This is a genomic window from Blautia marasmi, from assembly GCF_900258535.1.
Classification (GTDB): domain Bacteria; phylum Bacillota; class Clostridia; order Lachnospirales; family Lachnospiraceae; genus Blautia; species Blautia hominis.
On sequence record NZ_OIWX01000001.1, the window covers coordinates 3,973,199 to 3,997,256 of the forward strand.

A 24,058-nucleotide genomic window follows, 5' to 3' on the forward strand; every position below is an offset into this window, starting at 1 on the left:
AGAAGGGAGATTTTTTTATGAAGGTAGTAAGCACTGAAAAGGCTCCGGCAGCAATCGGACCATACTCACAGGCAATGATCGTAAACGGAGTGGTATTCACTTCCGGTCAGATTCCCATTGACCCGGCTACAGGTGAAATTACAGCAAAGACCATTGAGGAGCAGGCAGAACAGGTAATGAAGAATCTGGGCGAAGTGTTAAAAGAGGCGGGAAGCAGCTATGAAAAAACAGTTAAGACAACCTGTTTCCTGTCAGATATGGGCGATTTCGCCGCTTTTAATGAAGTATACGGAAAATACTTCACAGGCAAACCGGCACGTTCCTGTGTTGCAGTAAAGACACTGCCTAAAAACGTGCTGTGTGAAGTGGAAGCCATCGCTGAAATTTAAACGTGTTGCTGTACAAGAAGCTGCATTGAAGCATACAGTAAACCGTAACATGAGAGAATGCCATAATCCCCCCATGGGGCTTGTGGCATTTTTTATGTTCTGATAAAGTAATAAAACAAGGAAAAAAAAGATATTTTAGCGAAAAGGAAGAAATTATGGAAAGACTGCTGGAGAAAATAGAGAAATACTGGAGTACCCGCACAGAAGGGTATTCGGAAGTGAACCATAAGGAACTGGAAGGGATGCAGAAGGAGGCCTGGCTGGAAGTGCTGGAGGCAGAATTTCCGGCAGTGCCCAGGGAGGAGATTAAGATACTGGACATTGGCACAGGCCCCGGCTTTTTCCCTATTATCCTGGCAGAAGCCGGATACCCGGTTACCGCTGTGGACTACACCCGGGAGATGCTGGAGAAGGCAATGGAAAATGCGGGAAGTCTGTGTGAAAAAATAGATTTTTACCGGATGGATGCCCAGAATCTGGGATTTGAGGATAACACCTTTGATGTGGTGATCTCCAGAAACCTGACCTGGAACCTGGAAAAACCGGAGCAGGCTTACCGGGAATGGCACCGGGTACTGAAGCCGGGCGGAAAGCTTCTGAATTTTGATGCCAACTGGTATGGATATCTCTATGATGAGGAGAAGCGGGATGCTTATGAGCAGGACAGGAAAAACGTGGAGCAGTTAAGTCTGGATGACCATTACTTGTGCACAGATATTGACGCCATGGAGCAGATCGCTCTTCAGATGCCCCTCTCCGCCCAAACGCGTCCGGGCTGGGATATGGAAATACTGAAAAAGACAGGATTTGCGGAGATACACACAGACATTTCAGTCTGGGAGAGGGTATGGAGCAAAGAGGAAAAACTCAACTATGGCTCCACACCCATGTTTATGATAAACGGACGGAAAGGGGACAGCAAAGTCTATGCTTAAAACGAAAACATTTACGCTTGGAAATATGAAAGCAGGGCTGGGGGAGACCTGCAGCGGTTTTCTGGAGCTGGCAGAGGGCAGATTCAAACTTCCCACAACCATATTAAACGGGGAGAAGCCGGGAAAAACGGTTCTTATCATGGCGGGTGTTCACGCAGGGGAATATGTGGGCATCCAGGCTGCCATTGAATTATCGGAAAAATTGAAGATCAACAAAATCAACGGAACGGTTGTCATCATGAAAGTAGTATGCAGAGATGCCTTTGCGTGCAGAGGCGGCAGTCTGGGGTTGGAGGACGGGAAGAATTTGAACCGGGAATTTCCCGGAGACCCCAAGGGAACTCCAACCCAGCAGCTTGCCTGGGCAATGACACAGGAGGTATTTCCGGCGGTTGATTTCTGCATCGACCTGCACAGCGGCGATGATTACGAACAGCTTACCCCTTATGTGTATTATGCGGGAAAGGCGGAGGAACGGATCGTGGCTATGTCGCGAAAAATGGCGGAGCAGGTGGATGTGCCCTATATGGTGCGGTCCACGGTTGCCACAGGCGGTGCCTATAATTATGCGGCGCATACCGGTATTCCGGGTATTCTTATCGAGAGAGGCGGTATGGGAGGCTGGACCATGGAGGAAGTCCGCTCTACCAGAAGAGATGTGCGGAATATTCTCTGCTCACTGGGCATTTATGAGGGGCAGAGGGATTACCGGGTCTATTATCCTCTTGATGTGGTGGATATCAGATATCAGGCCGCCTCTGCTGCCGGATGCTGGTATCCCTATAAGATGCCGGGGGATATGATTCAGGGCGGGGAGGTTCTGGGTACGGTTAAGGACTATGAAGGGAATGTGATGGAGGTCTGCCGCGCGGAATGCGACGGCGTCATTCTCTATCAGACAGGCAGTCTCCAGGTTCTGGAAAACGGCCCAATGATCGCTTATGGAAGGATTGTCAAAAATTTTGATGACAGAAAAGAGCGGATCACGGAATACTGGGCAAAGCGCAGTGAGAGCTTTATGGAGCAGAGGAGAAGAGAACTGAAAAGCCCTCTGGCAGAGCGCTGGCTTGGGGAAATCCGGCGCAAGCTTCCGGCAGGAAAGAAATTAAAAATTCTGGATGTGGGATGCGGTTCCGGCTTCTTTTCCATTCTCCTGGCTAAACTGGGACACGAGGTAACGGGAACAGATCTGACCCCGGAGATGATCGTCAATTCCAAACAGCTTGCAAAGGAAGAAAATGTATCTTGCCGTTTTCTGGTCATGGATGCAGAGAAACTGGAATTTGAGGATGGCAGTTTTGACGTTGTCATCTCCAGGAACCTGACCTGGACCCTGCCCCATGTGAAGGAAGCTTACGGGGAGTGGATGAGAGTGCTGAAAGCGGAGGGGATCCTTTTGAATTTTGACGCCAATTACGGTGCCAGTAACTTTGCGGACACTTCGGAACTGCCGGACAGCCATGCCCACCATACGCTGGGGGAGGACATGATGCAGGAGTGTGAGGAGATCAAGCGCCAGCTCCCCATCAGTTCCCGTGTCCGTCCGGCCTGGGACGTGGAGACGCTGGGGCAGATGGAAATAGAAGAGATTTCCATAGACTTGGGGATCAGCAGGCGTATTTATATAGAAAAAGATGAGTTCTATAATCCAACACCGATTTTCATGATCTGCGGAAAAAAGTGTGAGTTACAAAAAGGAATGAGGAGATGAAAAAGTACATAATAAAAAGGCTCCTGCAGCTGATACCTATTTTGATCGGAATCACGCTTTTGTCCTTTGTTCTGATGCAGGCATCTGCCATGGACGCAGTTGATGTGATGGAACAAAATACAGGCGGTTCCATGTCTGATGCCGAGAAGGCAGCTGCAAGGGAAGAACTTGGACTGGACAAGTCTCTTCCGGAACAGTATGTTGTGTGGTTAAAGGGTGTACTCACGGGAGATATGGGAAAGTCTTTTGTTTCCGGACAGCCGGTATTTACCACGTTTGTGTCAAAACTTCCGGCTACCATTGCATTGGCAGGCACCTCTGTTTTGATGACCGTATTGATTTCCATTCCCCTCGGAATCTTATCGGCTGTAAAACAAAATCATTTTTGGGACTATCTGATTCGTTTTCTCAGTTTTATCGGTAACTCCCTCCCGAATTTTTTTGTGTCTCTGCTGCTGATCTATATCTTTTCCCTAAAGCTTGGCTGGTTCCCTGTGATGGGGAATGCCCAGGGGTGGAAAAGTATCATTCTGCCAACGCTTACCCTGGCTCTGGCAATGGCGGCCAAATATACCAGACAGGTACGGGCCACAGTGCTGGAGGAGCTGAATAAAGAGTATGTGCAGGGGGCAAGGGCGCGCGGGGTACGGGAGAAGAGGATTCTTTATTTCAGTGTGTTGAAAGCATCTATGCTGACCATTGTAACGCTGCTGGCATTATCTATCGGTTCTCTACTTGGCGGCACTGCCATTGTTGAATCTATATTTATGTGGGACGGCGTGGGAAAAATGGCGGTCGATGCAATTACCATGCGTGATTATCCTGTGATCCAGGCATATGTGATCTGGATGGCAGTTATCTATGTACTGGTGAATCTTGTTACGGATCTGATCTATTGCTTCCTGGACCCGAGAATACGCATAGGACAGGAGGCCGGCGGATGATAAAGAGAGACCATACAAAACTAAAATGCATCATTTTGTCCGTATTAGTGGGGGCAGTGCTCCTGGCTGCAGTGTTTGCCGAATCTCTTGTTCCCTATGATCCCTATGCCCAGGATTTGGGAAATGCCCTGAAACCGCCCGGAGGAGCACATCTGCTGGGAACAGACCGTTATGGAAGGGATATGCTGTCCAGGGTGATCATGGGGGGACAGACAACCATATTCTCATCTCTGCTGCTGGTGGTGATCACCATGACTGCAGGCACTGTGATCGGAGTATTTTGCGGTTATCACGGGGGTAAGACAGATACGGTGCTCATGAGGATATCCGATGTTTTTCTGGCGTTTCCGGGCATGGTTTTTGCCATAGCGGTTGCGGGGGTCACAGGGGGCGGAGTCATGAATGCAGTGGTGGCTCTGGCATGTATATCCTGGCCGAAATTCGCCAGGATTGCCAGGAGCCAGGTCATGACCATGAAAGAAGAACCGTTTATTGCAGCGGCCAGGCTTGCCGGGTCCGGTACAGGGAAGATTTTGGTTAAGCATATGCTCCCCAATATTGCAGGGCCTATTCTGATCACCGGTGTCCTGGATATCGGTACCATGATGATGGAGATAGCGGGCTTATCCTTTCTGGGGCTGGGGGCAGTCCCTCCCATTGCGGAGTGGGGCTCTATGATGAGTAACGGCAGAAGTATGCTTCAAACATCCCCGTGGGTGATTCTTGCGCCGGGGTTTGCCATATTTCTTACGGTCATGCTGTTTAATTTATTAGGCGATACAGTGCGGGATGTTATGGATCCCCGAAGAGATCAAAGACATCAGAAAAAGGGAGATTAGACATGTTTAAAAATAGGATATTTCATAAAAAGGCAGGCGCCGCGGTCTTGACATTTTGTGTGACCGCAGCACTTTTATCCGGCTGCACAGGTGCAAAAGCAGAAGCGGAAGGGAGCAGTCCGGCTAAAGAAGACGGGGAAAAGGTGTTAACTTATGGGGACACCACATTCAATGCTGAGAACGATGAATCGGATGTGGATCCTCACAACGGGTATTCCGGATGGGCCTGTATCCGCTACGGCATAGGGGAGACTTTGTTTAAATATTCCGATAAAATGGAACTGGAGCCATGGCTAGCCACAGAGTATGAATCGGTGGATGAGAATACCTGGAAGATCACGCTGAGAGATGACGTGTCTTTTACCAGCGGGCGCAGGCTGGACGCGCAGGCGGTAAAGGAATGTCTGGATGATCTGGTGAGCGTCCATGAAAGAGCAAAGGGAGATTTAAAAATAAAAGAGATTTCCGCGGACGGACAGACACTGACCATTGTCACGGAAGAACCGGTACCGGCATTGATAAACTATTTGTCTGACCCTTATGGCTGTATCGTTGATATGGAAGCCGGTGTTACGGAGGATGGAAATGTGGCAGGAACGGGTCCTTATATTGCCACGGAAGTGAAGACAGACGTTGGTCTTACTTTGGTAAAAAATGAAGATTACTGGGATGGGGAGCCGAATCTGGATACCATCTATGTGAAGACCATTTCAGACGGCGATACCATGACCATGGCCATGCAGTCCGGTGAACTTGATGCGGCTTATGGTCTTCCCTATGCAAGCCTGCCGCTGTTTGCCCAGGAGCCTTATACCATATCATCGGTGGAAACTTCCCGTTCTTTCTTTGGACAGATAAATTATAAGACGCCGGCCCTTCAGGATGAGAAAGTAAGGAAAGCCATTGCCATGTCGATTGATAAAGAAAGCTTTACCAAAACACTTCTGGACGGAAACGGGACAGCGGCAGCAGGGCCTTTTCCCGCCAATTTCGCCTTTGGTGATGATACGGTGACGGCTCCCGGGTATCAGCCTGAGGAAGCAAAAAAATTACTGGCTGAAGCAGGATGGTCGGACAGCGACAAAGACGGATATGTGGATAAGGACGGAGAAAATCTCACCATACGCTGGGTGACGTATCCAAGCCGCCAGGAACTTCCCCTGCTGGCAGAAACGGTGCAGGCTACCCTCAAGGAGGTTGGGATCAAAGTGGAGGTCAATTGTTCTGCTGATTTCCAGAGTTTTCTGGACAGCGGAGACTGGGATATCTATGCCGGGGCATTTGTCTGTGCACCTACCGGCGACCCGGAATACTTTTTTACCACACACTGCCTGGACGAATCCTCCAAAAACAGAGGCGGTTACCACAGCGATAAACTGCAGGAACTGGAAAATCAAATGAAGGCAACGTTTGATACGGATGAGAGAGCAAAACTGGCTACGGAGATGACACAGACGATCCTGGATGACAATGCATTTATTTTCGCCTCTCATCTGAGAATGTCCATTGTCTCAGGAAAAGGTGTGACAGGTCTGGAAGCGCATCCCTGTGATTACTATGAGATTACAGTAGATCTGGATAAGAATTAACAAAAGGATCAGAAAGGACGGGAAATGTGGGACAGCCTATTTTAGCGGTGGAGCATCTGCAGATATGTTATGCGGGACAGCCTGTTTTGGAAGATGTAAACATGACTCTGGAACCAGGCCGGATCCTTGGAATCGTAGGGGAGAGCGGCAGCGGAAAAAGTACATTGATCAGAGCGGCCATGGGACTGTTGGGCAGTGACGGAGCAGTGACGGGCGGCCGTATCCTTTACAAGGATAAGAATGTCACAGAACTGAAAGGGGAGGAACTGCGTAAGCTGCGGGGCCCCCAGATGGGGATGATCTTCCAGAATACAGGGGCATCCCTTTGTCCCATCCGCACAATAGAAGACCAGCTTTATGAGTCTGTTCTCCAGCATGAGAAAATATCCAGAAGGGAGATCAAAGAACGGGCTATGGACCTGTTTGATAAGATGAAGCTTTTGGATGGGGAGAGGATATTAAAGAGTTACCCTTTTGAACTTTCAGGGGGCATGAACCAGAGAGTGGGGATCATGATGGCTATGATCCTCAAGCCGGCTCTTCTCTTTGCCGATGAGCCTACCAGTGCACTGGATGTAACGGTACAGGCACAGGTGGTGCGGGAAATGATGAAGATGAGAGAACTGTTCGGCACAACCATTGTCATTGTCACCCACAATATCGGCGTGGTAGAGTACATGGCGGATAAAGTTGCTGTCATGCACCGGGGCAGGCTGGTGGAATATGGGGATACAAAAGAAGTGATAAAGCATCCCAAGGAAGAATATACCAAAAGATTAGTCAGTGCCGTGCTGCGGATCCACAGAGGTTAGGTTATGGATAAGATACTGGAAGTTAAGAACTTGAAAAAAACGTTTTATAAAGCAAAGCATGTCTGTCCGGCTGTGGACGATGTGAGTTTTTCCGTGAAGGAAGGTTCCTGCGTGGGCATTGTGGGGGAGAGCGGATGCGGAAAAAGTACCATTGCCAGAATGATCACCTGCCTTACAAGACCGGATGCCGGGAGTGTATTTCTGGACGGACGGGAAATGGTGGGCGCGGGGCGAAAGCAGCTGAGGGATTTGTACCGGAATGTACAGATGGTATTTCAGACACCCCAGGATTCTTTTGATCCGAGACGCAGTCTGGGAGACGGCATTACGGAGGGGATGCGGAATTATGGAATGAAGAGAAAAGAAGCAGGGAGAAGAATGAAGGAGCTTCTTGCCATGGTGGAGCTGGAGGAGAGATATGCGGCCCGTTATCCCCATGAGGTCAGCGGAGGGCAATGCCAGCGGGCGGCTATTGCGAGAGCTCTTGCTGTCAATCCCCGGCTGCTCATCTGTGATGAAGCAACCAGTGCCCTTGATGTGACGGTGCAGTCTCAGATCATCACCCTGCTTCAAAAGCTGAGAAAAGAAATGGGACTTTCCGTACTCCTGATCTGTCATGATCTGGCGCTGGTCCAGAACTTTTGTGATCATGTGCTGGTGATGTATCAGGGGAAAATCGTGGAGGAAGGGACTCCAGATGAGGTGATCATGCGTCCGAAACAGGAATATACCAAATTATTGATCGACTCTGTTTTGTAAAAATGGGACGGTTTCTTTACACGGTATGTTGTTATTCTACGGGAACAGGTAGGAAGCCCCGGTTTTTCATCGCCGGGGCTTCCCACGGATCCATGACAATAGAAACTCAGCGAAGCGTACTTTTAATCGTTGAAATAAGCCAGAAATTTATTAGCTGCCGCGGAAGTGCTCTGCTGTTCGGTGTAAGCCAGGACCAGATGCCTTTTGGGCAGCTCTTCTTTTATCTGAAGCCGGTACAGGCCTTTTTTTCTCTGGTCCAGGACAAAATCAGGGACAAAGGCAATTCCAAGGCCGATATATGCCAGATCCAGCAGAAGGTCATTGCTGGATAATTCCACTTCAGGGGTCAGATTCAGGCCTTTTTGCAGAAACAGACTGTGGAGAAATTCGCTGGTAGTGCTTTTTTTACTGAGCATGAGAAGCGGGTACTGATGCAGATCTGTCAGGGACAGTTTTTGGTCCGCAAGATCAAAGTAATGCCTGTTGGCGGCAAACACGTCCCGGAAGGTCAGGATGGTTTTGTAGTGTTCCTTTATCTTTAACCTGGAGTTGGGGTAATTGCAGACGATAAAATCCACCTGTCTGTTTTCCAGCAGCTCCACGCAGCCGATGGAGGTGGCATTGGTGACTTTGATGTGGATATCCGGGAATTCCTGGTGAAAACGCCGCAGATAGGGCACCAGAAAATACCGGCAGATGGTGTCGCTGGCGCCGATCCTGAGAGGCGCCTCCGCGGAGGCGGTGTGCATAAGCTGGTTTTCGCCTTGAAGGAGCAGGGAGACAGCGGGCTGCACATGGCGGAAAAGGGTTTCCCCCTCCGGTGTCAGCTCCACTTTTTTAGTGTTGCGCACAAAGAGGGGGTGTCCGAGTTTTTGTTCCAGGGATTTTATAGACTGGCTGACAGCAGACTGTGAGATAAAAAGCTGTCTTGAAGCCTCCGAAAAACTCAGGGTGGAGGCTACGTGGTAAAAGACTTTATATAGTTCAAAACTGATATCCATAAAACACCTCCGGTTCTGTGCTTATTCCTGACTTCTCAAATCTCCAGCCGCAGCTGCATCTGTTGTCTTTTCTTTTGCAGAGTTTTTCTGCAGACCCAGCATGACTATAAATAAAAGGGCCGGGAACACAAGGGCTGCCAGGATCCCTGTCTTCATGGAACCCACGGCGTCTGTGACAAACCCCACAACAAAAGGGCCTGCGGAGCATCCCACGTCACCGGCCAGGGCAAACATAGCGTACATCATGGTGCCTCCCCCACGGCAGAGAACAGCGCCCAGGGAGAATAATCCGGGCCACATAAGTCCAACGGAAAAGCCGCACAGCGCGCAGCCTGCCAGGGAAAGAAGGGGGATTGGGGACAGGCTGGTGATGAGATATCCCACGATACACAGTGCGCTGGTTCCAAGCAGACCGTGGCGGATATTCAGCTTGTCACCTTTGATCCCGTAAAGAAGCCTTGAAAGTCCCATGAAGAAAGCAAAGGCACAGGGGCCCAGAAGGTCGCCTACGGTTTTGCTGACACCGAGTCCGTCCTCAGCAAATAAAGAGGACCATTGGCTTACAGCCTGTTCCGATGCACCGGCACATATCATCAGCAGAAAAAGAACCCAGAAAATGCCGCTTTTGAAGACTCCTCCGGGGCGTTTTGTCTCCTCGTCATCGCCCTCAATGCTGTAGATGGGGATCTTTAAAAACATCATACAGGTGAACAGCGGGACCAAAGCCCAAAGAGACGGGAGATACCGCCAGGAATCAATGCCGATCGCCACGAAGAACAGGGTGGAAAGGATCACCACACCCATGTGTCCCCAGCAGTAGAAGGAGTGAAGAAGGCTCATGGCGGATTCTTTATTCTCACTGGGACAGGCTTCCACGATAGGGCTTACGATGACTTCCAGAATACCGCCGCCGATGGCGTTGAAGGTCATGCAGATCAGGATGCCGGCGTAGGCGTTTGGAAGGACAAAGGGAAGCCAGGAAAATCCTGTGAGTCCCAGGGTTGTTACAAGAAAAGAAGTGATGCCGACTGCCCGGTAGCCCACCTTTTTTATGATTCCCGGTGCCAGAAAATCTATGAGGATCTGGATGCAGAAATTTACGGTGATCAGCAGGCTGATCTTTTCAAGGGAGATGCCGAATTGGTTGTGGAAGGTGAGGAATAAAAGGGGCGGAAGGTTGTTGACGATGGCCTGGGTGATGTAGCCAAGGTAGCAGCCGTATATGGTGTGTTTTGCGGTTAGTTTCATGTGTGAGTCTCCTTAGTGAAATTGATGGCTTACTTGAGTTTAGCAAAGGGGGTGGGGCAAGTCAATGGGTTTTGTGAAAAAACCAAAGTGGTGCGGAAGCGGGAGGAAACAGACGGAAGCGGACGGAAGCGGACGGAAGTGTCTGGGGGAGGGTCTGGGGAGCCATATGCCTGTGAGCGAAGCGTTCCGCTGCCACGGAGCTAACCTGCTCCCATTTGCTAAATTCATCGGCAGTGGCCTCTTCATTAAGTAACTGGGGCAGGTGGATCTCCGCGGCGCTCCACTATACATCGCTCACAGGCATATGGCTCCCCAGACCCTCCCCCAGACACTTCCTGTTCTTGGCTGCTGATATGGTTATTCTTTCGGGGATAGTAGTTAAAAGTGTATAATACACTTCGGCTTAGAGTGTTATTTTGGTAGTAAAATTCGTTATCTTGACATGGGGGGGCTTGTTGTAAGATGTTGTTAGCAGAAATGATACTATGTGTATTATGGCACAAAGGAATCCCTGGAGAGCGGCTACTCTTCGGGGATTCTTTTTTTGATCAAATGACCGTGGATATGGTTTACCAGCGGATGGTAGCCTCTTTGATTTGTCAACCAATGATGAAAAACTCTTTGATAATGCCGGTAACATATCAGAGAGTGCCGTAACTGTACCGGATAGTGCCGGAAAGGTGCCGGATTTGCCGGATAGTGCCGGAAAGATGCTGGAAGGTAATGATCTAAATTGTATGCGGCAGAATAGTAAGGCGCGGATCAGGAAAAAACTTTGTGGATATATTAGCTATGGTTATAAAAAATATAAGATATATTAATTTTATTAATAAAGAATTCCATGTTATGATAAGTACGAAAGCGGCAAAAGGAGATCACTCCAAGGGCCGCCTAATAACACAAATCATAAAGAAACCGCAATGCGGGTTTTGGTGTGCCGAAGAAAGAGGCAGAAAGGAGCCAACATGAGCAGTGTAAGACGTGTTTATGTAGAGAAGAAGCCGGCTTTTGCTGTACAGGCAAAGGAGCTTGCCCATGAGATCAGCAGTTATCTGGGGATTAAGGACGTGGCGGGAGTGCGCGTTCTGATTCGCTATGATGTAGAAAATATTTCCGATGAGGCATTTGAGAAAGCATGTGACTGTGTATTTTCTGAGCCTCCGGTGGATATATTATACCAGGAAGCTTTTGAGATGAAGGAGGGGGACAAGGCATTTTCCGTAGAGTTCCTTCCGGGACAGTTTGATCAGAGAGCGGATTCTGCTGTACAGTGTATACAGTTCTTGAAGGCGGACGAGGAGCCTATTATCCGCTCTGCAACCACTTATGTAATAGAAGGAAGTATTTCTGACCAGGAGTTTGAGGCTGTTAAGGAGCATTGTATTAACCCGGTGGACTCCAGAGAGGCAGATGCGGCAAAACCGGAGACATTGGTTACAAATTTTGAAGATCCTGCAGATGTAAAGATTTTTGAAGGGTTCCGGGAAATGCCGGAAGCAGAACTTAAAGAACTGTATTCTTCCCTGAATCTGGCTATGACATTTAAGGATTTCCAGCACATCCAGAACTATTTTATAAAGGAAGAAAAACGTGATCCGTCCATGACTGAAATCCGTGTACTGGATACTTACTGGTCTGATCACTGCCGTCATACTACTTTCTCCACTGAGCTGAAGAATGTGGAATTCGGCGAGGGCGATTACAAAGAGCCTCTTGTAAAAACTTATGAGAAATATCTGGCTGACCGTCAGGTGATATACAAAGACAGGGATGACAAGTTTGTATGCCTTATGGACCTGGCTTTGATGGCTATGAAAAAATTAAAAGCAGAAGGAAAGCTTCAGGACCAGGAAGAGTCTGACGAGATCAATGCCTGCAGTATTGTTGTCCCTGTTGATGTGGACGGCAAGGAAGAGGAATGGCTGATCAACTTTAAAAATGAGACTCATAACCATCCTACAGAGATCGAGCCTTTCGGTGGTGCGGCTACCTGTCTGGGCGGCGCGATCCGCGACCCGCTGTCAGGACGTACCTATGTTTATCAGGCTATGCGTGTGACCGGTGCGGCTGACCCAACCGTGTCTGTAAAAGATACCATGAAGGGAAAACTGCCTCAGAAGAAACTGGTCAGAAGTGCAGCCCATGGCTATTCTTCCTATGGAAACCAGATTGGTCTGGCTACAGGATATGTGAAGGAAGTGTATCATCCCAACTATGTGGCAAAACGTATGGAGATCGGTGCCGTTTTAGGTGCGGCTCCGAGACGGGCGGTTATCCGTGAGAACTCTGACCCTGATGATATCATCATTCTTCTGGGCGGACGTACCGGACGTGACGGCTGCGGCGGTGCTACAGGTTCTTCAAAAGTGCATACAGAAGAGTCTATCGAGACCTGCGGCGCTGAGGTACAGAAGGGAAATGCACCTACGGAGAGAAAGATCCAGAGACTTTTCAGAAGAGAGGAAGTCAGCAGGATCATTAAAAAATGTAACGATTTCGGCGCAGGCGGTGTCTCCGTTGCAATCGGAGAGCTGGCAGCGGGGCTGCAGATTGATTTGGATAAGGTTCCGAAAAAATATGCCGGACTGGATGGAACAGAGATCGCGATTTCTGAATCCCAGGAGCGTATGGCAGTTGTGGTAGACCCGAAAGATGTGGAACAGTTCCTGGATTATGCGAAAGAGGAGAACCTGGAAGCCATTCCGGTAGCTGTTGTGACTAAAAGCCCTCGTCTGGTCATGAGCTGGAGAGGAAATACGATCGTTGACTTATCCAGAGCATTCCTGGATACCAACGGTGCGCATCAGGAAACAGATGTGTTTGTGGATGTTCCGGACAGAGAAGGAAATGTCCTGGACCGCGCAGAGGAATCCGGTGACGTGAGAAAACGCTGGATGGACACACTGGCTGACTTAAACACCTGTTCCCAGAAGGGACTTGTGGAAATGTTTGACAGCTCTATCGGAGCCGCCAGTGTATTTATGCCTTACGGCGGAAAATACCAGCTCACCGAGACACAGGCCATGGTTGCCAAGGTTCCTGTATTAAACGGTAAGACAGAGACAGTTACTATGATGAGCTACGGCTTTGACCCGTATCTGTCAAGCTGGAGCCCATATCACGGAGCTGTCTATGCAGTGACGGAATCTGTTGCAAGGATCGTTGCGGCAGGTGGTGACTACAGCAAGATCCGCTTTACCTTCCAGGAGTATTTCCGCAGGATGACAGAAGATCCCCATCGCTGGAGCCAGCCTTTTGCAGCTCTTTTAGGTGCTTATGCGGCACAGCTTGGATTTGGTCTTCCGTCCATCGGCGGCAAGGATTCCATGTCCGGTACTTTCAATGAAATTGATGTACCGCCTACACTGGTATCCTTTGCTGTGGACATTGCGAAACAAAAAGATATTATTACACCGGAATTGAAAACACCTGGGGACAAGCTGGTATGGCTGCGTGCTCCAAAAGCAGACTATGACCTTCCGGATTTCCAGGCCCTGAAAGACCAGTACAGCAAGCTGCATGAAGATATTCAGGCAGGCAGAGTAGTGGCTGCATATGCTCTTGACCGCAGCGGTATCGCTCCGGCAGTGAGCAAAATGGCATTCGGAAACCAGATGGGTGTTAAAATTGAGCATAACGTGGATGAAAGAGACCTGTTCAGCCCAGGCTTCGGTGATATTATCTGTGAAGTGAAAGCAGATAAAGTGGGTGAGCTGGCTGTCACATACACGGTGATCGGTGAAGTGACTGACAAGGCAGCTATCGAATATAAAGATATGAGCATCTCCATGGCAGAGGCTCTGGAAACCTGGAAAGCACCTCTTGAGAAAGTGTTCAAGACACGCTCCGGTTCTGAGACTGATGACATTACAAAGGATGAGGACAGAGGTCTGTACAAAGCAGACAGCATTCACATCTGCGCTCATAAGATTGCACAGCCCACAGTGTTTATTCCGGTATTCCCGGGAACCAACTGTGAATATGACAGCAGAAAAGCCTTTGAGAGAGCCGGTGCGAAGGTGATCACAAAAGTATTCAAGAACCTGGATGCAGCGGATATCCGTGATTCTGTTGATGCATTTGAACGATCCATTGACCAGGCACAGATCATTATGTTCCCGGGCGGATTTTCAGCAGGTGATGAACCGGACGGTTCCGCAAAATTCTTTGCAACTGCATTCCAGAATGCAAAGATCAAAGATGCGGTTATGAAACTGGTAAGCGAGAGAGACGGACTTGTACTTGGTATCTGCAACGGATTCCAGGCGCTGGTTAAGCTGGGGCTTGTACCAAACGGTGAGATCACCGGACAGACTGCAGATTCACCGACCTTGACATACAACACGGTGGGACGCCATATTTCCAAGATGGTATACACAAGAGTGGTTTCCAACAAATCCCCGTGGCTGCAGAAAGCCGTGCTGGGCAATGTTTATGCGAACCCGGCATCCCACGGTGAGGGACGTTTTGTTGCAAATGATGCGTGGATACAGAAGCTCTTTGCAAACGGCCAGGTAGCTACCCAGTATTGTGACCTGGACGGCAATGTGACTATGGATGAAGAGTGGAATGTGAACGGTTCTTACGCTGCCATTGAGGGGATCACCAGCCCGGATGGACGTATCCTGGGCAAGATGGCCCACAGCGAGCGCCGTGACTGTGGCGTAGCTATGAATATTTATGGCGAGCAGGATATCCGGATCTTTGAATCCGGTGTGGAATATTTTAAATAATAAAGGCGGGCCTGCATGGATCTCTGCCTGTGACTGTGAGAGTACGGAACAGTTAAAAATATTAGATGACGGAGAAAACCGTGGGATATAGAAATTATGTCCCACGGTTTTCTATATTTTTATTTCTGATGATAGGGCGTTTGCCGGGCATACTTTCTATGGCGTTACCGGCCCGAATTCCTCTGCCTTTTTCTTAAGATACAAAATCCTGTCAAACTTGGCAGCAGGAGGTACCGTATCCGCCACTGACAATATGAGATGGTCCCCTCTTCCCAGGTTCTCGAATTTTTCTTCCACAAACCGCTTAAAAGTCAGGTCATTCATGGAATCTTCCAGTACGGAAATAGAAGGAATGCCGCCCCATACCGTACAGGTATCCCCGAACATACGCCGGGTGTCCTCAAGGGAAATTTTAGTCATAGGGGCAGGACAGATGGAATCCGCTATGTCAAATCCGGATTTTAAGTAGAGTTCCATAAGTCCGGTATTTTCACCGTCTGTGTGTGTGGCCAGATATTTGCCTCGGGCGTGTGCCCTGTCAGACTGTTCCTTCAATGCAGGCATGATATACTCTTCAAACATGGAGGGGGCGGTAAATGAAGTGTCATAATTGGCGCCGGAAAGTATCACTTCCGCAGGGCTGTCCAGAGCGGCTTCAAACAATTTGCTGCTGAAAGGCGTGATCTGTTCTATGAATTCGTTCATTTCATCCGGATTATCGTATTGTTCATAATAATACGTGTCAAAAGCCATTAGTTCTTTGATCAGGTAATGGCCGGGAGATGCCCACATGGCCGAAAGTGTAACGGCAACACCTCTCTCTCCAATGAATTCCTGCTGGAAACGAGTATAATTTTCATAATCCGGAATCACTTCCATGTTGTCGAAAATATATTTCATAGCCGGATAATCATCCATGGATTTAATGGCATGTTCCTTTATGACATATAAGGTTATGCCGTTCTTTTTCATATCCTGGCTGTGAATTACCGTGGTGGTGATATCTCCCTTGGGAGTTTCATATTTTACCTTCAGGATTCCGTCCCCTGTCCGCTCATAAGTTCGTCTTACATTGTGGAGTTTTATCCGGTATGGATGATTTTTTAAGTGATAAATTCCAAGTCCCACATCCAGATCTCCCAGTTCAGGGTCAATAAAATCTTTGAAATCAGGAATGATCGCATGATAGCCAAGTCCCAGGTCATCCACCATTTCCCTTAATGTTGCATGTTGATAAGGGGCAGGAAGTGTACCGTTTTGGGAGTTTGCATTATACCAGATATCCAGGCGTGGAATGAAAGGCAGAGTATCCGTTGGCTGTCCGCTCAGCGTAGCCAGTATTCGTTCTTTTGGTGTCATAAAATCCTCCTTCACGATTATCCACTGCGGGGTAGATGGATAGTTCTGCTTCATTTTTGTTGAGTATAGCATAAAAAAAATAGGTTTCCCATGGGACAGCAAAACAAAAAAGAAGCAGGAAATTGTGTTGTGAAAACACAAAGGGTTGTAAATATATTCCAGTATACTTTTAGTCCTGGACAAGATATTTTCCGAATGCTATCATGAAATATAAATAAATTCTGTTAAATTCCGGGGGTGATCTGGGAGACTCTGCCGGGAAAAGGGAGAGAGGCTGGGAGCGAAAGGGAGCGGACAGATTAAAGAAAAAGTGACTGCGGATAGGATCAAACAGTCAAATAAAAGCAGACAGTCAAATAAAAGCAGACAGGAGGAATCAGATTGCTGGATAATTTTTTGGCGGAAAAATTCATTAAAAAAGCGGGGGAGTCCACAGAGTATAATATCAATATTATGGACGAAAAAGGAGTGATCATAGCCAGTAAAGACGCGGAACGGATTGGCAATTTTCATGAGGTGGCATATTGGATCATTCATGGGGATGAGGAGATCATTGATGTTCCGGACGGGGGAAAATACCTGGGGGTTAAGCCGGGAGTCATGCTTCCCATTGAGCATAAAGGGAAACGGACAGGGGCTATAGGGGTTACCGGGGAACCGGATGAGGTGCGTGATATTGCAAAGGTAATGAAATTTGCCATTGAGACCATGTATGAATTTGAATCACAGCATGAACTGAGTGCCAGGCGTAAGAGTATGAAGGACAGATTTATTTATGGTATTTTATCCAATGAGGTGGCTGATATTGAGAAATTGAAGGAGGATGCAGAGACACTGGGATGGGATGAATCCTGTGTCCGGCTGCCGGTCCTTCTTTTTTTGGATGAGATGGCAGACATGCCCACGGTTCTGAGAAAATTGAAGGAAAGCGCGCTGTACAGCCGTCAGGATATTATATCCGTTGTCCAGGACAAAAATGTGATCATATTTAAAAGCTTTAAGCCAGACCCTTCCAGTCTCAGCCGGTACAAAGAGATCATTACAGAGTCCATTGCCTCCTGTAAGAACTATCTGGATATGGCCGGAGCGAAATACCAGTTCCTTGCAGGGACCTTTCAAGACCGTTTTGAAAAATACAGGATTGGTTATCAGCACTGTATCTGGATGAGAGACCGTGTGAAGGAGCAGATCTGCTTTTTTTATGAACATGTGAACGAGTATATGAAGGCTTTGATCGCCATGGTGGAGTACCGGGATATATACGGCGTTTACGGGCAGCTTTTAGACGAAAAGGGAAAGGAGAATATATTGGAGGTGGTGGATTCCCTTCAAAAAAATAATTATAACTTTAACGCCAGCAGCAAAGAACTCTATATACATAAAAATACACTGGTGTTTCGCTTTAATAAGATAAGAGAACTATTAGGGGTAAATCCCATGCAGCAGGTCGCTGACCGGGATTTCCTGGAGTATCTGCATTACTTTATTAAAAATAACAGAACGTAAGAGCTGGAGTGTGTCTGAAACTTCATTCCGACAAGCTGCACGCCCCACTTCGCGGTATATTTGGCCCCAATTCGGTCAACGTAGCCCGCTACGCCTCCCTCATCGGGTCCAAATCTCCCACAAAGTGTGACGCACAGCTTGCCGAAAGCAATTTTCAGATACACTCTAAGGCAGCAGTTTGATAGCCGGCTGCCTCGGGAAAAGAATGAAAAGTGCGGTACAGCGCAGTAATTATGCTGATAACACAAAAATCAAATCTATTTTTATGCTGAGGTGTTATGGTAAAGAAATTGGCAATAATGTACAATATCTTTAAGCGAATTACCTGTAAACTGAGTGAAATCACTAAAGGTTTCTGCTTTATGCGGGGTGCAGAAACAGATAATCAGACAGGGATAAGGCTGTTGACAAAAGAAGGAATCTCAAAATGGAGGGAAGCAAATGAAAAGAAAACTGATTTGTATGTGTTTCAGTATGGCTGTGTTTGGTGTATTGCTGTCCGGGTGCGGGGAAGAGAAAAATAAAAAGGATACAGCGGACAGCGGGACGGATGTGGACGTGGAATCCTATGATTTCAGCCAAGATGAATCTTTTGATATTACAGCAGGTGGGATTCAGGCAGCAGAGGATACCGTTACGCTGGCAATGCAGAAAATGGCAGATGAAGTAAAAGAAAAATCAGGGGGAACGATCACCATCACCGTGTCTCCGGCGGCCCAGCTTGGTGATGCCACAAGCCAGATGGAGGCAGTGTCTCTGGGTACACAGGAGATGTTCGTGGACGCCGGTTCCTGGCTCTCCACGTTTGTGGACGATGCGCAGGTGACTTCCATGTTCTTCCTCTTTAAGGATGAAGACCACTACAGGAAATTTCTTGAGAGTGATATCAATGGTGATATGGAACAGCAGCTCATTGATCAGCAGGGAATCCGCGTGGTAGCCAACAACTGGCTCAGGTCCCCAAGGTCTATATCCTGTTCAAAAGAGATTACGTCGCTGGATGATTTAAAAGGCCTCAAGATGCGTGTACCGGACATTAAATCCTATATGGAATCCGCTACAGCACTGGGTCTGGGAACTGCCCAGGTGGCATGGGGAGAGACATATCTTGCCCTTCAGCAGGGAGTTGTGGATGCCTGCGAATCTCCTCTGGATTCTATCTATACTATGAAATTTTATGAACCTACCAAGCAGGTAACACTGACAGAACACATCCGCGACAATGCTGCGGTCTATATGAATGACGATCTGTATGGTGAGCTTAGTGAGGCGCAGAGAAAGGTACTGACAGAGGCCGCGCAAAATGCAGGTGACTGGTATGCAGAGGAAGTAAAAAAGGTTTCAGAGGATTACAAGAAAACCATGGAAGATGAGGGGACCAGTTTCTACGTTCCGTCAGACGAAGCCATACAGGAAATGTCAGATGTAATTGCTGAAAAAGCTGCTGAATTAGAGGAAAGCGGTGCCTGGAAAAAGGGACTTTTTGAAGATATAAAAGCGCTTGCAGAGTGATAAATATAGTAATTTTGCTGCCGCGGCCTGTCTGGCTGCGGCAGTATATCAATTGGGAGGTGGGAAACTTTGAAGTATGTGAAAAAGTTTATCAAAATAGCCGGCACGATCCAGTGGTATCTGGGAGTAGCCTGTATGCTGGCCATAATGATCTCTGTGACTGCCGGGGTCATCTGCAGAAAGTTCTTCAACAGCCCCTTAAACTGGGTGGAGGAACTCTGTACATTTCTTTTTATCTGGCTGGCATTTTGCGGAGCCAGCGTGGCAGCTATGAATAAGAAGCATGTGAGTGCCGATTTTCTAACAACGAAACTGTCACCCAAGGCTAACAAGATTTTACTGTTGAGCCAGAGAGCTCTTATGATCCTGCTTCTGGCAGTTATGTTTTTCGGAGCCATTATCTTACAGCCAAAAATGATGGGACATTCCAGCACCAATCTGGATTTGCCGAAAAATCTTTATTATATTCCCATACTGTTCAGTTCTTTTTACATGATATGTGTCTATACAGTGGAGCTGATCGAGATGGTTAAGGGAACCTACACAACCGAGCCGGGATGAGAAAGGAGAGTATAAATGGGTCTAAACATAACCATATTGCTTCTTACATTTTTAATTTTACTTTTTATAGGAATGCCCATTGCTTTTGCCTTGGGGCTTCCGGGACTGGTATATCTTCTGATGCAGGGAGGTTCAGTCTCTATTGTCAACCTTCCCCATTCCATGACAACGCCGCTGTTTTCCTATGTGCTGATAGCACTTCCGGCATTCCTTCTCTCCGGTCGGATGATGAATTCTGCAGGGGTGACAACGCGCCTGTTTGATGCGGCACTTGCCATTGTTGGGCGTTTTAAGGGCGGCCTGGCCTACGCAAATGTTGTGGCAAGTATGATGTTTGCCTCCATGTCAGGCACTGCGGTTGGTGATACCGGTGGCCTGGGGGCTATTGAAATGAAGATGATGGATAAGGCAGGGTACAAAAAATCTTTTTCCGCAGGTATCACAGCGTCCTCCAGTGTGATAGGACCGCTGATCCCTCCGTCCGTCGCCATGGTGGTCTTAGGGGCTTCGGCAGGAATCTCTACCGGCAAATTATTTTTGGGAGGCCTGATACCCGGTATTATCATGGGGCTGGCTCTGATGGTGTCTATATTCGTCCAGTCTAAGACCACAAAAGAAGGGAAAAACTGGCCAATCACCAAAATCCCGGCAAAAGAGATCCCCATTAAACTGCTGAAAGCAGTTCCGGCGCTTATGTCCCCGGTTATTATTATCGGAGGGATCACGACAGGTATCTTCACCCCCACAGAGGCGGCGATCGTTGCGATTGATTATTCCATTATCCTGGGGATCATTTATAAAGAGCTGACATTCAAAAGCTTTATGCAGGCACTTAAGGACGCAGTGGAGACTTCGGGAACCTTCATGCTGATCATTGCCATTGCGGGCTTCTTCACATGGATCATCACAAAAGAAGGACTGGCTACCGTGCTGCAGAACATGCTGTCCCCGCTGTATTCTGCCGGGCCGGTGTTTGTTTTACTTGTGCTGGCTGTTATACTGGTTATTGTTGGATGTTTTATGGATACCACTGCAGCCATTTTGCTGATAACGCCTATCTTTATGCCTATAATCAATAATCTGGGATTGGACCCGGTGCACTTTGGCGTGATGATGACTGTTGCCTTAATATCGGGAATTGTCACACCTCCGTTTGGAATATGTCTGTTTGTCATGTCGGATGTGTCAGGGCTGCCGGTATCGACAGTGACGAAAGAGTGCGCCAAATATCTTCCGGCAATGTTCCTTGTCCTGCTTCTGATCATTTTCTGCCCGGCTTTGTCTACCTGGCTGCCGAACTTGTTTTACTCCTGATATGATACATGCTGTCTGGTGCGTTTCCTGAACGGTTACTGTTGGCAGTATACTAGAAACATAACTCTTTGCGCAGTAACACGCTTCGCCATGCACAGTTCTGCCCTTTAGGGTACAAAATGCAATGAATTGCATTTCGGCGCTGGCTGGCTCGGGATTTTGCTGCGTAACGCCCAGCATCCCTTTGGGAAAACACCTCCCGGAACATTGCCTGTGTACAGTAACCTGAACCGGGCAGCATTATTTTTGAACATTATAATTGCTTGTCAGCACTGCTTTTGAGATGATATAATCAAGGCAGACTTTTAGACACAATAATCTTACATTGGGGGACAAATACCATGATACTATCAGGTAAAGAAATTCTAAAGCACATTGGCAGGGAGATCATAATTGAGCCGTTTGATGAAAAGCGCGTCAATCCCAACAGTTATAACCTTTCCCTGGCAGATGAACTTCTGGTCTACGACACGCCGGTCCTGGATATGAAGAAACCAAATCCGGTCAAAAAAATTACAATCCCGGAGGAGGGAATGGTTCTGGAGCCGAATAAACTGTACCTGGGCAGAACGCAGGAATACACCAGAACGGATTATTATGTGCCCATGCTGGAGGGGCGTTCTTCCACAGGCAGGCTGGGGCTTTTTATTCACGTGAGTGCAGGTTTTGGAGATATAGGCTTTGCAGGCCACTGGACTTTGGAGATATTCTGCATCCATCCGGTGAGAATATACCCAAATGTGCAGGTATGCCAAATCTATTATCATGACATTGACGGGGAATATGATTTGTACAAGAGTGGTAAGTATCAGAATAATACCGGGGTAGAGGCAAGCAAAATGTATCAGGATTTTGAAAAATAGCAAAATGCCGGCAGGCCTATGTGTCTATTTTCAGTACATCAGGCCAGGGCGGAGTAAAGGAGAAGGATATGGTGCAGGAAGCAATCAGAGATCAGGTTGAAAAATACTTTGACAAGGTCAGGACACTGGCAGACCATCTGACAGAACATCCGGAGATCAGCGGGGAGGAAAAGGAATCATGTGCATATATCACAGATTTCCTTAAAGAACTGGGGTATGAAATTACGGCCCCCTATGCAGGGATGCCTCATTCCTTCCTGGCTGTGGATAGGGAGAAAAAAGATTTCAAGGGACCAAAGGCAGCTTTTATATGTGAATATGACGCGCTTCCGGAGGTGGGACACGCGTGCGGGCATTCCTATAGCTGTGCGATCAGTATATTGGGGGCCCTTGCACTGCGGGAGGCATACCATGACCTTCCCATGAGAATTGATCTGATCGGTACACCCGGTGAGGAGTTCGTGGGCGGAAAATGTTATATGACGGAAAACGGAGGCTTTGACGGCTATGAGTATGCGGCTATGGTGCATCTGAACAATGAGGATGTCACCTATTTCCAGGTGCTGGCATCCAATGACAGATATTTTACATTCCATGGAAAAGCGGCTCATGCCTCCGCGTGCCCGGAGGAAGGACTCAATGCACTGAATGCTGCCAGGCTCTTTATGGATGCCATGGATATGTGGCGCCAGCATTTGACAAAAGACTGCCAGTTCCATGGCATTGTGGCAAAAGGAGGAGCAGCGCCCAATGTTGTTCCGGATGAGGTGTGCCTGGATTATTATTACAGGGCAGCCACCATTGAGAACCTGTGGAAACTCAATAAGATATCCGAGACCTGCGCAAAAGGAGCGGCCATGGCCACAGGAACCACTGTGGAGTGGAGCCAGCGGTATCCGGATTACGGGGAGATCTACTGGAATGATACTATGGATGCAATGATGCAGGAACTGTTTGCGGATACAGGAAGAAAAACGGTTAGATCTAAGGGGCCGGGAGGTTCCACGGATCTGGGAAATGTAAATCTTAAGATTCCGGTGTTTCATCCCATGATAGACATCACAGGGGAGAAGAAAGAGATTGTGATCCACGACAGGGAATTTGAGCGGCTTCTGCATACAGAGGCAGCCGGAATCGTTCTCAGGGATGGAGCTGAAATCATTGCGGGTCTGGGTTATAAACTGGCGCTGGAACCTAAATTGATGTCACAGATAAAAGAAGAACATAAAAAATATAGGAAACTCTCTTGACAAACCAGAATTTACCAGATACAATATAACAGTGTTATATAACGCTGTTACAAGGAGGTGGGCACTTGCCCGGTGTAGATTTGAACACCCTGCAGAATATTTTGGATGCGGGGAAAAAAGAATTTCTGGAAAAGGGATTCCGGGCGGCTTCTCTCAGGAATATTGTCAGGGAGGCGGGAGTGACTACCGGTGCTTTTTATGGTTATTTTAAAAGCAAAGAAGAGCTTTTTCGAGCTTTAACGGAGGAGCCCGCAAGGACTTGTCTTGAAAGATTCAGGGAAGTGCAGGAGGCATTTGCAAGACTTTCACCTAAAGAACAGCAAAGACGCATGGATGAGATAACAGAAGCCTGTATGGACTGGATGGTGGATTATATATACAGCAACTTTGACGCGTTTAAGCTGGTGCTGTGTTGTTCAGAGGGCACGGAGTATGAGGACTATATCCATACAATGGTAGAGATAGAAGTGAAAAATACACACCGTTTTATGGCTTCCATGGAGAGTGTTGGATATCAGGTGAGAAAAATAGACAGCCAGATGGAACACATATTGGCCAGCAGTATGCTTTCCGGATTTTTTGAGATGGTAGTTCACGATATGCCGCAGAAGCAGGCAAAAATATATGTCCATGAACTGCGAGAATTTTATAATGCCGGATGGATGAAAATTATGGGGCTTTAGTGCCTTATAATTTTTAGATCAAGGTTAGTTTAAACTAACCGAAGCGTGTG

At 47.8% G+C, this 24,058-nt stretch carries 21 protein-coding genes and 1 pseudogene; 18 read left to right on the forward strand and 4 right to left on the reverse strand.

Annotation, left to right across the window (positions count from 1 at the left end):
• The first annotated feature begins 17 nt into the window (after positions 1-17).
• From C6P39_RS17200 to C6P39_RS17235, 8 genes are all read left to right on the forward strand, one after another.
• Positions 18-389: a RidA family protein gene (locus tag C6P39_RS17200; RefSeq protein ID WP_095171291.1), complete on the forward strand. Its 372-nt coding sequence runs from the start codon at positions 18-20 to the stop codon at positions 387-389.
• 155 nt (positions 390-544) lie between these two features.
• Positions 545-1,324: a class I SAM-dependent methyltransferase gene (locus tag C6P39_RS17205; protein WP_095171289.1), complete on the forward strand. Its 780-nt coding sequence runs from the start codon at positions 545-547 to the stop codon at positions 1,322-1,324.
• Positions 1,317-3,035 carry a methyltransferase domain-containing protein gene (locus C6P39_RS17210; RefSeq protein WP_104804611.1) on the forward strand — a complete coding sequence of 573 codons (1,719 nt, stop codon included), beginning with the start codon at positions 1,317-1,319 and terminating at the stop codon, positions 3,033-3,035. Before C6P39_RS17205 ends, C6P39_RS17210 begins: the two co-directional genes overlap by 8 nt.
• Positions 3,032-3,979, forward strand: a complete 948-nt coding sequence (nikB, locus tag C6P39_RS17215; RefSeq protein ID WP_104804612.1) for a nickel ABC transporter permease — start codon at positions 3,032-3,034, stop codon at positions 3,977-3,979. Before C6P39_RS17210 ends, nikB begins: the two co-directional genes overlap by 4 nt.
• Positions 3,976-4,818, forward strand: a complete 843-nt coding sequence (nikC, locus tag C6P39_RS17220; protein WP_095171282.1) for a nickel transporter permease — start codon at positions 3,976-3,978, stop codon at positions 4,816-4,818. Before nikB ends, nikC begins: the two co-directional genes overlap by 4 nt.
• A 2-nt stretch (positions 4,819-4,820) precedes the next feature.
• Entirely contained in the window at positions 4,821-6,407 is a 1,587-nt protein-coding gene (locus C6P39_RS17225; protein ID WP_104804613.1) for an ABC transporter substrate-binding protein, read from the forward strand.
• Positions 6,408-6,433: 26 nt separating this feature from the next.
• Positions 6,434-7,219, forward strand: a complete 786-nt coding sequence (locus C6P39_RS17230; RefSeq protein ID WP_095171277.1) for an ABC transporter ATP-binding protein — start codon at positions 6,434-6,436, stop codon at positions 7,217-7,219.
• 3 nt (positions 7,220-7,222) lie between these two features.
• Complete coding sequence (locus C6P39_RS17235; protein ID WP_104804614.1) at positions 7,223-7,978, forward strand: ABC transporter ATP-binding protein; 756 nt, start codon at positions 7,223-7,225, stop codon at positions 7,976-7,978.
• A 122-nt stretch (positions 7,979-8,100) separates the two neighbouring features.
• Here C6P39_RS17235 and C6P39_RS17240 read toward each other — a convergent pair whose 3' ends face one another.
• Positions 8,101-8,979 carry a LysR family transcriptional regulator gene (locus C6P39_RS17240; RefSeq protein WP_095171272.1) on the reverse strand — a complete coding sequence of 293 codons (879 nt, stop codon included), beginning with the start codon at positions 8,977-8,979 and terminating at the stop codon, positions 8,101-8,103.
• A gap of 21 nt (positions 8,980-9,000) precedes the next feature.
• On the reverse strand, positions 9,001-10,227 hold the full coding sequence (locus C6P39_RS17245; protein WP_104804615.1) for an MFS transporter: 1,227 nt from the start codon (positions 10,225-10,227) through the stop codon (positions 9,001-9,003).
• 64 nt (positions 10,228-10,291) lie between these two features.
• On the opposite strand from C6P39_RS17245, the gene C6P39_RS27510 reads away from it, so the two are divergent.
• Positions 10,292-10,480, forward strand: coding sequence for a hypothetical protein (locus tag C6P39_RS27510; RefSeq protein WP_158661605.1), 189 nt, complete (start codon positions 10,292-10,294; stop codon positions 10,478-10,480).
• Positions 10,481-11,192: 712 nt separating this feature from the next.
• Complete coding sequence (locus C6P39_RS17260) at positions 11,193-14,960, forward strand: phosphoribosylformylglycinamidine synthase (RefSeq protein ID WP_104804618.1); 3,768 nt, start codon at positions 11,193-11,195, stop codon at positions 14,958-14,960.
• 156 nt (positions 14,961-15,116) lie between these two features.
• Here C6P39_RS17260 and C6P39_RS17265 read toward each other — a convergent pair whose 3' ends face one another.
• Entirely contained in the window at positions 15,117-16,319 is a 1,203-nt protein-coding gene (locus C6P39_RS17265; RefSeq protein ID WP_104804619.1) for a uroporphyrinogen decarboxylase family protein, read from the reverse strand.
• A gap of 381 nt (positions 16,320-16,700) precedes the next feature.
• Between C6P39_RS17265 and C6P39_RS17270 the strand changes: the two genes are divergently transcribed.
• The gene (locus C6P39_RS17270; RefSeq protein WP_104804620.1) at positions 16,701-17,825 is read left to right on the forward strand and encodes a CdaR family transcriptional regulator; all 1,125 of its coding nucleotides are present in this window, start codon (positions 16,701-16,703) and stop codon (positions 17,823-17,825) included.
• Here the strand turns inward: C6P39_RS17270 and C6P39_RS28530 are convergent.
• A pseudogene (locus C6P39_RS28530) lies at positions 17,798-17,923 on the reverse strand (DUF6783 domain-containing protein); the annotation flags it as partial. The gene C6P39_RS17270 and the pseudogene C6P39_RS28530 sit on opposite strands and share 28 nt — an antisense overlap.
• Between C6P39_RS28530 and C6P39_RS28535 the strand changes: the two are divergent.
• The 7 genes from C6P39_RS28535 (at position 17,882) to C6P39_RS17300 (ending at position 24,008) form a co-directional block, all read left to right on the forward strand.
• Positions 17,882-18,007, forward strand: coding sequence for a DUF6783 domain-containing protein (locus C6P39_RS28535; protein ID WP_334293483.1), 126 nt, complete (start codon positions 17,882-17,884; stop codon positions 18,005-18,007). The pseudogene C6P39_RS28530 and the gene C6P39_RS28535 overlap by 42 nt on opposite strands.
• 259 nt (positions 18,008-18,266) lie before the next feature.
• Positions 18,267-19,337 carry a TRAP transporter substrate-binding protein gene (locus C6P39_RS17275; RefSeq protein WP_095171259.1) on the forward strand — a complete coding sequence of 357 codons (1,071 nt, stop codon included), beginning with the start codon at positions 18,267-18,269 and terminating at the stop codon, positions 19,335-19,337.
• 78 nt (positions 19,338-19,415) lie between these two features.
• The gene (locus C6P39_RS17280; RefSeq protein WP_242987196.1) at positions 19,416-19,898 is read left to right on the forward strand and encodes a TRAP transporter small permease; all 483 of its coding nucleotides are present in this window, start codon (positions 19,416-19,418) and stop codon (positions 19,896-19,898) included.
• Positions 19,899-19,913: 15 nt separating this feature from the next.
• Complete coding sequence (locus C6P39_RS17285; RefSeq protein WP_104804621.1) at positions 19,914-21,212, forward strand: TRAP transporter large permease; 1,299 nt, start codon at positions 19,914-19,916, stop codon at positions 21,210-21,212.
• A gap of 341 nt (positions 21,213-21,553) precedes the next feature.
• Positions 21,554-22,075: a dCTP deaminase gene (gene dcd, locus C6P39_RS17290; RefSeq protein ID WP_104804622.1), complete on the forward strand. Its 522-nt coding sequence runs from the start codon at positions 21,554-21,556 to the stop codon at positions 22,073-22,075.
• A gap of 68 nt (positions 22,076-22,143) precedes the next feature.
• Positions 22,144-23,325 carry an amidohydrolase gene (locus C6P39_RS17295; RefSeq protein ID WP_158661606.1) on the forward strand — a complete coding sequence of 394 codons (1,182 nt, stop codon included), beginning with the start codon at positions 22,144-22,146 and terminating at the stop codon, positions 23,323-23,325.
• Between the two features lie 65 nt (positions 23,326-23,390).
• Positions 23,391-24,008, forward strand: coding sequence for a TetR/AcrR family transcriptional regulator (locus C6P39_RS17300; protein WP_095171249.1), 618 nt, complete (start codon positions 23,391-23,393; stop codon positions 24,006-24,008).
• The last annotated feature ends 50 nt before the right edge of the window (positions 24,009-24,058 follow it).